General features: G+C 63.7%; 5 protein-coding genes. All 5 read right to left on the minus strand.

The genetic code is table 11. The features are described 5' to 3' along the window. Positions 1-26: 26 nt before the first annotated feature. Positions 27-4,235 carry a M56 family metallopeptidase gene (locus ACERK3_17120; GenBank protein MFA9480003.1) on the minus strand — a complete coding sequence of 1,403 codons (4,209 nt, stop codon included), beginning with the start codon at positions 4,233-4,235 and terminating at the stop codon, positions 27-29. A 54-nt stretch (positions 4,236-4,289) separates the two neighbouring features. Next, entirely contained in the window at positions 4,290-4,679 is a 390-nt protein-coding gene (locus ACERK3_17125) for a BlaI/MecI/CopY family transcriptional regulator (protein MFA9480004.1), read from the minus strand. Between the two features lie 553 nt (positions 4,680-5,232). Continuing rightward, complete coding sequence (locus ACERK3_17130) at positions 5,233-5,616, minus strand: hypothetical protein (protein MFA9480005.1); 384 nt, start codon at positions 5,614-5,616, stop codon at positions 5,233-5,235. Between the two features lie 217 nt (positions 5,617-5,833). After that, positions 5,834-10,507, minus strand: a complete 4,674-nt coding sequence (locus tag ACERK3_17135; protein ID MFA9480006.1) for a M56 family metallopeptidase — start codon at positions 10,505-10,507, stop codon at positions 5,834-5,836. Between the two features lie 146 nt (positions 10,508-10,653). Further along, complete coding sequence (locus ACERK3_17140) at positions 10,654-12,645, minus strand: HEAT repeat domain-containing protein (protein ID MFA9480007.1); 1,992 nt, start codon at positions 12,643-12,645, stop codon at positions 10,654-10,656. Between the last annotated feature and the right edge of the window lie 17 nt (positions 12,646-12,662).

Below are 12,662 nucleotides of genomic sequence, written 5' to 3' on the forward strand. Positions count from 1 at the left end.
AAAATGGTGTCTGTCTGAACGGTCCGTTATGGCGAAGCAACTTCTTCCTGAGTGATTGCTGCCTCTAGCTGTTCGACGATCCGGTTGACTTCCTCGTCGCTGAAGTTACCGGTGATCTGGCTCCGGCCCGCGATCATGGCCTGCAAGGTTGGAGCGGTCAGCACCTCGCCGTCGAGCACGATGGCCATGTTGTTGCCGACGTTGGGGCCGGTGAGTGCCCGCATCTGTTCGCCGCCGGCGTCGTCCAGCGCCACGCCGATCGCTGGTCGGCCCTGCTGATCCTCTGTCACCAACACCTCCATCAGCCGCCACTGGCGTTCGCCATCGACCACCGGCTGCATGACCAGCGGCTCGCGGTTGGCTACCAGCAGGTACGTCCGCCCCTCGTGCTCGGTGGTGATTACCTCCCAGCCTCCAAGGTCCAGCCCTTCACGCAGCGGGAACCAGGCAAAGGGCACGTCATGCCGGCGCAACGCCTCAGCCCCGGCCTCGACCAACACCTGTCGGGCCAACTCGATCGCTTCGTCAACGTCGATCACCTGCTCCCCATCATCAGCCCCCATTGCCTCGGCCATCTCCAGCAACGTCTCCCGCGTCGGCACGATGCGGAACTGCAATGACATGTGCTCCCTGACGCCAGCATTGTCACCATCTTTCTCCGCATCCTGGTTTTCCGCGTGAACATGAATGCCCTCCTCATCAACCGTCACCGACTTAGTGTGCGACAACTCCCGTACACGAGCGGGCGTGGAACTGGTGCTTGCATGGCCAATGAGTATTCGTTCGAAAGGTTCATACGTCCCCTTCTCGGCCAGAACACGCGGGCCGACGAGACGGGAAGGCGGGATTCCCTCAAGAGTCATAGTCGCCGGAGGCGCTCCATTCACCGCCCAATCCGGCAGCCGGCGATAGTAATAGCGGTCCAGATCCACTGGCTCGTCAAGGTACGGCTCAACGTCTGCCAGTCCATCCGGAAACCGCCCCTCGTGCTTGTCCCGATACATTTCCAACGCATCAAGCAGTTGCGTTATCTGCTTCCGACGGACGTTGAACTGATCCCGCGTATCAGCATTTGCTTCGCGCGCTTCTAGTTCCTCAATCAGGCGGTCCAGACGTTGCACCGGCTCCGCACCCTCGCCCAGATGCTCAATCCCCTGTCGCTGCTGACGGAGGTTGTCGCGTTCGCGTTGCCGTAGTGCTTCCGGATCTTGTCGGACGATCACCACATCGCCTGCCTGCAGTCGGGGATTCTCCGCCTCTCCTTCGATAAGGTCTTTCACGCGGATACGCGGCAGCCGGCGTTCACTGCCATCGGGCTGCTGACGCACGATCTCGATAACGGCAGGCACCCCCGTCCACTGGACGTTGTCCGCCGAGGCGATCAGTTGTAGCAGCGTCATGCCGTCCTCCGGCAGCACATAGGCACCGGGCCTGCCGACCGGTCCGGTGATGTAGACGACCTGCCTCGCAGGCTCCGCACCAGCCGCTGCTTCGAGTTGCCCATCATCATCCTCGGCAGCAGCCAGTTGCAACTGTGCCTCGATCAACGCCTGCCGCGCCTGCTCCACGTCGTCCGGCGACGCCCGGCCCGCCTCCATCTGCTGCTGAACACGCTCGAACTGCCGCTGGCGTGATACCACCAGTTCCCGCAGCAGGTCCACACGCTCCGTTGCCGCGTCGCCCGCATCCGGGGCCTCTTGGTCAGGCTCGGCCGGATCATCGGCCGTCTCCGCTTCCGTCGCATTCCCCTGCTCAGCGGCCCGCACGATGATCACGTCATAGGTTTGCAGTTCAGGGGTCTGCGTTTCTCCATCTATGAGCTCGGATAATTTCGTTCGTGGCAGGAGCCTTACACCTTTACCGTCTGGCTGCCGACGCAGCACTTCGATCGACATGCCCCCATCCTCTTCTATCAGGTTGCCGGTCGACGCCACCAGTTGCAGCAAGGTCAGTTCGCCATCATCGGGCAGCACATAGGCCCCCGGTCGCTGAACATCACCCACGATGTAAACCCAACGAACACCGCTATCCTCATGGGAAGGGGCCTCCGCCTCCGCCGCCTCTCCCAGTGTCACGCGGACTACATCCCCGGCAAGCACGGAACGAATCGGCGGATCGTTCACGGCGATTCGCGGCAAAGGCACTCGTGTGACAGTGTCATTTCGATACCAGTCGATATAGCCAGGCTGGTCCAACTGATATTCATCCAGCCCAGCTCTTGCGAGCAGTTCACCGACCTCAATGCCCTCCTCCGCGATGGTGTAAGCGCCTTGCTTCGACACTTGGCCGAGAACAAATGCTTGCGGGGTGCCCCTGGTGGCTTGTCCATCAGTGGGCTCAGGCGTTGAGCGAGCATTGGCACTGGTGGGCAAGGCTACCGTGGCATCCGGTGCCCGCGTCCACAGGCCCGCGATGTGTCCCTCGTCATCAATGACGACCTTCAGGTCGACCGCATTGCGTTCCCACCGCAACGGCACATAAATGGCGTCGTAGCCGTTCTCCCGCCGATGGTACGGCTCACCCCGCCCCTCGTATTCCCCACCCACCTGGTCAAGTTGTAGCCACATCGCCTCCAGTTCCTGCGGCGAAAGCTGTTCTCGCATGCGGTCGTCGAAGTGCTCGCGAGCCTGTTCAAAGTTGCCCGTTTCCAAGGCGGTGACGAGTTGGTCGGCCCGCTCGATCATCGCGGCACGTTCGGGAACGGCGTCGGGAAGCATGATGCGAATGACATCGCCGGGTTGAATCGCAATGTTGTAGCGTGCGTGACCGTCAAGCAATGTATCGTACGGCACGCGGATCACGCGAGGTTGCCCGCCGTCACTGGCCTGGCGATAGATGTGGATGAAGCGAACACCGGACGGTACGCCACGTGCGGCCGCCAACGCATCGAGCAGACGGTAGTCCGGCCCAGTCAGTTCAAATGAGCCGGTCCGCGTCCCACGCTCTCCACTGCCGGCGGGGCCGATGACGACGAATCGCTTTTCGGTCTCGCCCGCATGTTCGTATTCAAGATAATCGGTTTCGTGTCGCTCTTCGTCCGCCGCTTCCTGCTCGACCACCTGCACGCACGCCACCGGCACCGCCACCGCCCCGACCAGCGTGATCGTCAGCGCCACGCCCAGTCGGCTCATCGCCCGGCGGTTGCGGTGCTGGTCGAGGATGGCGACGAGGCGGCCGTCGAGCTTGCTGCGGCGGGCCATGGCGATGCCGGCGTGGGCGGCGAACAGGCCTGCCTGCGGACCCGTCGCGATGTCCAGCAGGTGCTGGGCGTAGTCGGCCGAGTCGGTCTCGTGCAGCAGCACCATGTCGTCGCAGGCCTGCTCCCGCTCGATGAGCATGCGATGCGCCGCGAGCCAGATGAGGGGATTGAACCAGTAGATCGCGCACGCCAGTTGGCTGAGGATCTGCGTCAGGCAGTCCCACCGCTTCACGTGAGCCAGTTCGTGCAGCAGCACCGCCCGCTGGCGATCGGCCGACCAGTCGTCGGCGTCTTCGGGGACCAGCACGTTCGCCGGCGCGCCCGGCCAGGCGCCCCAGGTCATCGGCATCGTCCGGCACGGGCTCTTGAGCAGCACCACCTTCCGCTTCAGGCCAAGGTGTTGCGACAGGTCATGCAGCAGCGTCTGCCATGGGTCGACCGTGATCGGCCGGGCGGTGCGGCGCAGGTGCAGCAGGCTCAGCCAGCCGAGCAGCAGCGGCAGCAGCGCGAAACTCATCCCGCCCAGCCAGACCCACGGCAGCCAGTGCCACAGCACGCTCGACCACGAGGGGGCGGTTGTTTCGGCATCGTTCGCGGGTGCGACCGTGGCAGGAGCCTCGGGCAACGGGGCCGGCCCTTCGATGCTCGCCGCGCCGGCCTCGGCCCCACCCCCGGAAGTGAGCGGGCCCGGCTCACGCACGGCATCGTGCGGCGTGATCGCGCCGGCTGGGGGATCGACGTATGAGGGGCCCGCCGACGTCACAGCCGGTGCGTCAACCTCCCGGTCCGCAGCGGGCTCAGACGTTGGCGACGATTCGACCCACGTGAGCGTCGGCGCGGCCGGCAGGATCGCCAGCCCCGGCAGCAGATAGGCCAGGACCGGCAGGGCCAGCACGCTCGCCACCGCCAGCGTCCAGACGAGGTGTCGGCCCGCCGCCGAGCCGCGGCGCATCAGCAACGTGATCAGCCACGCCAGCCCCAGGATGAGGCTGCTCTTGAGGGCAAGGTCGAGGGCAAGCGGCACAAGGTTTTCCATGGACAGGCTCCCGGAGGGGAAGTGGGTGAGCGGTAGGGGATGGCGGCCGGACGGTCAGGCTTTCTTCCGCCGGGCTTCGTCGATCATGGCTTGCAGACGATCCAGTTCGTCGGTGGACAGCTTGGCCTTGTGCGTCGCGAGGTGAGCGCCCACCGCCTTCTCCAGCGAGCCGTCGAAGAACGTCTGGATCACGTTCTGCAATGCGCTCTGGCCGACGCGACTTCGTCGGGTCTTCGGCCGATAGACGTACTCCCGGCCACACTTCTCGCGCGTCACCAGCCCCTTGTCGCCCAGGATCTTCAGCAGCGTGCGGACGGCCGTGTGCGTCGGCGGGTCGGGCAGCCCCGGCTGAATCTCGTTGACATTCGCTTCGCCGCGGGCGTAGATCACGTCCATGATCTGCCGTTCACGGCGACTGAGGTGCTGGTGCTGATCCCGGCTCATAAGGCAGGCTCCACGGCGGTACAGTTTCACGATCCTCCAAAATTTTGGCGTGAAGGTTTCCAGAAAGCAAGCAGAAAATCCAAAATATTGGTGTGTTGAGCCGTGAGGCCACCGTGGCCGGAGCAGCGTGCCGCCCGGCCACGGCACGGCGTGGCATCAAGACCAAGCTGGCGAGAACCCTTACGGCTCGCGGTCGGATTGAACCGTGGCTCGGTAATCGAGAGCTTGCAGATGCATCATCTTCTACCCGCCACTTCCCACCGGTAACCCTCCTCCGAGTTTCCTCGGAGCACTTCAATTCGGCCGGACACCGCTGCCGGGAACCTGAATATCTCACCATCATTGACGATGTATTGATCTGAAGGTCGCGGGGGTGACGGTTGCATTCCCGCCAAAACGAAAACGGCGATTGCAAGCAGGACGATCGCCTTGGCGATACTTCTGTTTTCCATGGTAGATTCCTAAAGTAGCTGCGCCGTTCCAGTTCCACGCGGCCAAGCCCCCAGTAATTCACTGAGCACGCAGGGCGGCCAGTCGTGCTTCCAGTGCATGTTCACTGATCGTCCGAGATGTCATGCGTCTCGGGTGCAAACTGTGATTCGATTTTCAACTGCTGTCCGGCTTCAATTTCCTTCAGGAAAAAGATGTTGGTGTCATACGGATCGCCTGGCCGACGCCCCCGACGCAACTGGGGACCGAGATGAGGCTGATCCGGAGCCACTTGCAGCGGCCTTTGCAGTTGAATGGTCGGCCGCTGTTCGAGTTCCTCAATACGGGCTTCCAACTGACCAAGCTGCTTCTCAAGCGCAGCGACCCGCTCGTCCACGGCAACCGTTACGGCCGCAGGGCCGGCTGACGGCACTTCCGCGGCCACGCCCCACACAGACCCCAGGCCGGCCACGCACGCCATGATGATTAGCAACGATGCGTTCCGCATGATCAATCTCCAGTTGCAAAAGAATGTTAAACAACACGCTGCACGCTTGGGGTTAGACGGCAAACGCCGCGTGCAGTTCCCTGTCATGACCAACACGGGCAGACCGGGACCATCGCGTCGGCGCTCGGGCAAACGCGGATTTCATCATGCCAACCTCCGGAACGGGAGACAGGTGCATGCCAAGTACACCCGCAGCCCGCACCCCAGCGCATGACAACTACTGCGCTTCACGACCTTGCAAACGGTCGAGCACCGCCTGCGTCCGGGCGATACGCCGGTTCAATTCCGCAAGATTCACGCCAGGCAGTTCACGCTGAGCCTGCAACGCCTCCAACCGATCCTGCAGGACGTGAGTCCGGTGGTCGCGGTACAACCCACCGTCCCCAATCAGAATCACGTCGCCGGCCTGAAGTTGCACATCCTGATGACCGCCGGGCGCGATTGGAGGCTGAAGATGCCGCCGCCGCGCCTCCCGTTCGCCCGGTCCACTGCGCACCAACTCGGCCCGCCAGCGATTCGGCAGATCGTCAGCCAGTTCACCCAGCAATTGCGAGAACATCAACACCTCATCGGCCGGCAACGCGTAGGTCTTCAACACATCCGTGTGGGTGAGTACATAAACAACTTCTCCCTCCGCTCCAGCGGCTCTGCGAATCTCCGCGATCGAGCGCACCCGACCGGCCACCGGGTCCTGCTGGGCGAAGAAGCCGACGATCGGCTCATCCACCGCCGCCACCCGTGCCGCGTAGACGACGCTCTTGACCACGGTCCCTTCGCGCAGCCACTGTCCGCGCCAGAGCATCACGTACTCGTCCGTCCCCAGCGTGGTCGGCTCCGCCAGGTGCTGCCACTGGAACGTGGCGTTCGGCGGGATCGCCGTGCGATAAGCCGAGCTTTCACGCCGTGGGCCGTCCGCGTGATCCCGCCGCAGGGTGGCGGTGAAGGTCAGTTCGTCGGCTCCGAAGCCGAGACGAAGGCTCAGCGTCTTGTGATCCACGTCATCGACAAGTTTCTGATCACCGCCGCCGCCGTGCTCGCGCAACTGCCCGTTCTCATCGGTGATGTACCAGCCACGGACGAGCCGCACATGGTCGGGCAGATCGAGCTGCCACGTGATCACCATCTCACGCTCGTCCGGCCTCAGCGTGTGGCGGCGAATGTGACCATGAGCCTCGGCGGGCTCGCCCCCCGCATTGATCTCCTGCAGTCGACCAAGCGGAATGCTGGTGATGCGAATTTGCTGGTTGTCGCCCGCCTCTGTCTGACTCAATGGGCCAATGAGCAGGAAAAAAGCTTCGCCATCCGCACGCACCAGCACCAGGTGTTCCCCCTCCTGGACTTCCACACGATGCAACTGGTTTCGTTCCGCCGACCGAATCCGCTCCTGCACTTGCTCGGCCACATCACGGCGCGTCATCTGAGCGAGCAGATCGTTGGCGTCGCGATAGCGCGGACGCTCCGCCGACTCGAACGGCACCACGACCGCCCCGCGCACCGTCACCAGCACGTTCGCTTCGGGCATGTAAAGATCGCCGGCCTCGGCTTCACGCGCCAAGGCCTCGGGCGACGCATCTACCGGCAGGCCGTGCCGTTGCAGGCTCAGGTGACGCACGTCGAACCGCTCCGGCGAAAGGTCCAGCAACAGCAGCGTGCCGAAGCGGTCGCGATTCGGCTCCACCAGCGGCAGATGTGTGACGAACCTTGTGGGAAAGTCCCGCCGATCTTCAAATGCCGGTCGATCAAGGTCCGTTGGTAAATCGTGACCTTGAGCGTGATCCGGCAGCGGCCGCACCGGACGCTCCCGCTCCGCTTCGTCCATGCGAAACACCGGCTCCGCCGCCACCCGCACCATGTAGCGGATCGTCCGCACCACCTCGCCGTCCCGCACCCATTGGCCTTCCCACAGCGTCTGGTAATTCTCTTCCTGCGCTGCGATCATCTGATCGGCTGGCAAGGTCCGCATGCGAAGTCGGGCACCTTCGGGCACACGCCGCCGCGTGCCCATCGTTTGCAATGACATGGGCGCTGCCTCGTCATCAGCCGCCGGTTCCATGCCCGGCAGCTCGATGCGACGACGCGTCCCGCCGGTCAACACGAGTTGGTCGCCCTCGATCGCCACGTCCAGCATCAGCGGGATCGTCCGCCGGTTCGGCTCGCGGATGACGCCGCCGCTGTCGACGCGTTCCCTGCTCGAGCCGTCGGGCCCATAGCTGGCCCAACCATGCAGCACCGTCACATCACGATCCACCTCCAGCGACCAGCGATATTCGGCAGGCTCATCCTCCGCTCCCGCCGCCGCGTCGAAATCCACCCACCCCTCGGGATGTTCGCTGGTCAGGCGGATGGGCCAGGCGTTTGAGCGAACCTGGTCTCGCAATGCCGCGTCCGGGGCTGCTCCTGTTACCTCATGATGGTAATTCTCCACCAGCTTGTACTGCACCTGCACGCCGCCGGTGTTGGTGAAGCCGGTGATCTGGAGCACGCCAACCGAGCCGGCGCGGGTCTTGAAGCGGTAGGTGAGCGGCAACTCACCTTTGGCATCAAGCAGGCCGACGGTCGCCGGCTCAAGGTGGGCCAGATGATTGAAGAAATCGACAAGCGTTCGCGGGTGATACTGATCCCACGCACCGTCATCCACCGGAAACGCCAGAAGCCGATGGGTGAGAATTGGATAGGCATCATGTGTCGGTTGCTGCTGGTTGCGGATCAGGTCGATACCCGCATCCTCCGCCCATCGTGTGAAGTCCGCCGAGTCGGCCTCGCGAATGTCCGGCTTGGGCATCGGTTGCTCGCCGGTGTCGAGATCGAGAAAACTCAGACGATCGTTCTCACTGCGTCCGTAGGGTTCGATCGTGTGTTCAATCACCAGCCCGAAAGCGGGCTCGGCGTCGCGGTGGTCATCCTCAGGTTCCAGGGCTGACACCTCCTCATCCGTCTCACCTTCAACCGAATCGGCCTGTCCCACCACCACCTCCACCTCCACCTCCGTCTCGTGCCCCGGCTGCAGCGAGACGTTGCGGAACTCGACCCAGCGATAGGGGCGGCTTTCAACGGAAAGCGTGTCTAGTTGCTCCAGTGTCAGGCCATCGAAGGTATAGCGAAGGCTCTGTACATCTCCGCCGCGCCCACGCCGTTGCGGTGAGGCAATGTGTTGATTTCCAGCGTTGTCAGTGGACACAAGGCGGACCGCTCGATCCATGATGGCATGAGAAACGTCGATGACAACCGCATCGCCACGCTGCTCCGGCGACGTGACGACGACCGGCTCGGTGGTGTTCAGCACGGTTGTTCCGACAGCGGTCCAATCGAGCGTCCAATGCACGACTTCGCGCCAATCGCCGTGGGCCAGTCCCAGTTGCAAGTCGATAGCCTGCGTATCATCGTCAATTCGCGAAACAACAAAGCCGCGAGTGGTAGGGTATTGGTCCGATCTGGCCCCCGGCGCTCGCACTTCTGTGACACTTGTGCCTGCGGGACCCCGTGCGACGAGGTCTAGGTCTGGATTCGAGATCTTCACCGCAATCTCGTAAGGCCGGTCCTCATTCGACCATGTTCCCAGTTCATCATAAGGAGCGTCATCCAGACGCTGTCCGTCAGGCGACCACCATTCGCCATCGTCGGGACGGAAGTTCTGCGCCACACCCACAAGTTCAACGTGCACATCATCGATAAAGGTCGCCCGGTACGGTGGCTCGTCCGCCTCGGCCAACGGTTCTGAGCTCTCCGCGGACTCGACATCCGCCTGCAGCATCGCCACCGGTACCGCCACCGCGCCGATGAGCGTGATCGTCAGCGCCACGCCCAGCCGGCTCATCGCGCGGCGGTTGCGGTGCTGGTCGAGGATGGCGACGAGTCGGCCATCGAGCTTGCTGCGGCGGGCCATGGCGATGCCGGCGTGGGCGGTGAACAGACCTGCTTGCGGGCCGGTGGCGATGTCCAGCAGGTGCTGGGCGTACTCACTGGCCTTCGTCTCGTGTGTGAGCACGAGGTCGTCGCAGGCTCGCTCCCGTTCGATGAGCATGCGGTGGGCGGCGTACCACATCAGCGGGTTGAACCAGTAAACGGCACAGGCGACCTGTGTGAGCAGTTGCGTCAGGCAGTCGTAACGCTTGACGTGGGCCAGTTCGTGCAGCAGCACGGCTCGCCGCCGCTGGGGCGACCAGTCTTCGCTGTCCACCGGCACAAGCACCGTGGCAGGCACCCCCGGTAGGCAGCCCCAGGTCATCGGCATGATCGGCTGCCGGCTGCGGCGAAGCACCACCGGTCGTTGCAGGTTGAGTTTTGCTTGCAGTTCCCGCAACAGGTGCTGCCAGCTGCTGGCGGTGATCGGCTGACTGGTCCGCTTGAGTCGCATCAGGCCGAGAGCGCCGAAGACGATCGGCAGCAGCGCAAAGCTCGCACCGCCCAGCCAGACCCACGGCAGCCAGGCGAGCATCACACGCCACGTCGGCGAAGCTGGCTCTGCCTCGGCCAATGTCATCGGGGCGGACTCGGCGGGCGCATCGTCGATCGCTTGTGCACCATCTGTCGGTGAAACCGCTGGCCCTGCCGGTGCCGGAACGGAGCGTCCATCGCCAGCGGGTGGCGGTGCGTCGGCAAGGATGCTGCCATCGTCGCCGGCCGCCGGCGCATCAGCGAAGGGTGTGGGTGCGGTGTCGGTGGTGTGCGGTTCAACCTCGACAGTGGTCGGCAACGTCGGCAGCACGGCCAGCCCCGGCAGCAAATACGCCAGCACCGGCAGCCCCAGCACGGCCGCGATCGCCGCGGTCCAGACCGTGTGCCGGGCGGCGGCCGAGTGGCGGCGCATCAGCGCGGTGACGATTGCCGCCAGCAGCAGGATCACCGTGGACTTGATCGCAACGTCGAGCAGAAGGGGCAGAAGGTGCTGCATGGGAACGGCTCCCCGGTCAGTGGTGGATCATGGCGACAATCGAATCACAAGTGGAAAGCGATGTCAGTCGCCCCGGTCGCGGGCGTCGTCGATCATCGGGTGCAGCCGTTATCGCTGCTCTTTGGTAAGACTCGTGGACAATTACGTCAGTGCCAGAACACCCCCGTCCCGTACAGCAGCCGCTCATGCATGTACGGGGCGGCATACGCACGGAAGCGGTAAACCAGGCCTTCCCGGGCCCGCCGACGCAGGGACGATTCGTAGCCACCTTCCCGGCTGAAGCTGCGGTAGTTGGGCAAGGTGAAGTTCACGTCCTGCATCAGGCGCTGGAGCCGGGAGACTCGGGCAGGCTCCAGCAGTTCGCCCAAAGACCACGCGGCGAGTTGTTGCAGATGGGCGTCGTCGCTGTCGAGCAGGGCGATCAGGCCAGGCGTGATGTCGTAGTGGCCGGACCACTTCAGGCTGCGCACTACCGTCTGGCTGATGTACCGCTCCCGCGTGAAGGCCGAGAGCAGCAGCGGGCCGGCCTCCTCTTCGCCCAGCAAGCCGACGCCCATGATCGCCGCTCGCTGAGCGAGCACGGAAACGCGTGTCGAGCCAGAGACATCTTCATGAAGCTGGTCCACATCCACCTCCTCCACCGGCGTCAATCCCATGTTGCTGGCGAGTTGGAGGACGACGGGGTCACGGTGCATCCCGAGCGCCAGGATGATGTGGCCGGTCAGCAGAGCTTCATCAGGACGTACACGCCCGGCCGCCTCACGCAGGATCTCGTTGGCCAACGGATGCTTGCTGAGCCCCAAGGCCAAAGCACAAGCGGAGCGGAACTCGGTGGTTTCGCTACGGTCGTTGAGATAGCGTTCGAGCCGTTGCAGCGGACGCCGCTGCTCGCGAACGGCACGATCGTGACGGTGGGCAAGGTCATCAGCGGCGAGGGCCACACCTCGTTCCGCGAGCAGCCCGAGACCAATTGCAGCCATGGCACGATTGGGGTCGAGCGGCCTTTCACGGCGGCGCAAGTGCTCATAGGTGTAGCGCATGGCCATCACGTCCATGAACAGGTCGACATCACTCGAACCGCCGATTTGACCGAGAGAGACGAGGCCGAATCGAACTTCCGATGCGCCTCGGTCCTGCCGCACCAGCGTTCCGTGAAACCAACGGCGGTCATAGAAGGGATACCGGCCGGGGTCGCCACGCAACTGATCACGCTGCTCCTGCGGCACTTCTGAAAATGAGCGAAGAAGGTTGCGCCTCGCAAGCGATCGCTCGTAGTCGTCAGCTTCATCATAGAACGCCAAGGCCATCGCGGCCGCATGGCGGATGCCAACAATCGGAGGAGCATACTCACCGTGCGTCTGGTAAGCACCACCGACCTGCCGAATATGCAGACGGTGCAGTCGCGGCAGGCTGTGAATCCGATTCGCCTGGCCCAAATCCAGATAGATGTCGGACAGCAGTTGCTCGTTGGCTTCGTCCTGGTTCTGCCCGATCGCCAGGATTGCCTCGGATACCAGTTGAGCATCGCCACTTTCTCGCACCACCTGCTCCATCAGTTCCACCGTGCCCGGCGGATTGTGGATGCGAATTGCCCATGCGGCGAGCCGTTGTGCCTCGACTGATCGACTGGTGGTCATTACCTGGTGCAGCCGTTGCAACACCTCATCGGGCGGGTCGGTCATCAATCCCACCGCGACCACCCATGCACCCAGATCATCTTCATTGTTGAACGCGGATGGCAGGTCGGGATCGAGCATGTGGCCCCGGGCAGCCCCGTCATCAAGCAGCCCCAGTCCCAACCATGCCACCTGTCGCACCTCGGGGTTGGGGTGGGATGTCAGTTCGATCAGTCGCGCTGTGGCCTCGCCGGCCCCGACCTTTCCCAACGCCAGAGCCGCCTCTGCCACGAGCCGGGTGTCGACCGCTTCGGTCGCTTCGAGCAATGCCCTTACCGCATCCGCACGCCATTCCTCTGGCGAAGCCGCGATGTCGGGCACTTCGACCTTCGACAGTTGGTTCGCTTCCCACCAGTGCACCCAAGACCACCAGTTTTCAAGCCAGCCGTTCGGGTTCACCTCGGCCTGCTGAGTGTGCTGGGCGTTGGCGTCGGGAATCGTCGGGCACGACATGTGGGCCACGGACATTCCCAGAATAA

The sequence above is a fragment of the Phycisphaerales bacterium AB-hyl4 genome, from assembly GCA_041821185.1.
Classification (GTDB): Bacteria; Planctomycetota; Phycisphaerae; order Phycisphaerales; family Phycisphaeraceae; genus Natronomicrosphaera; species Natronomicrosphaera hydrolytica.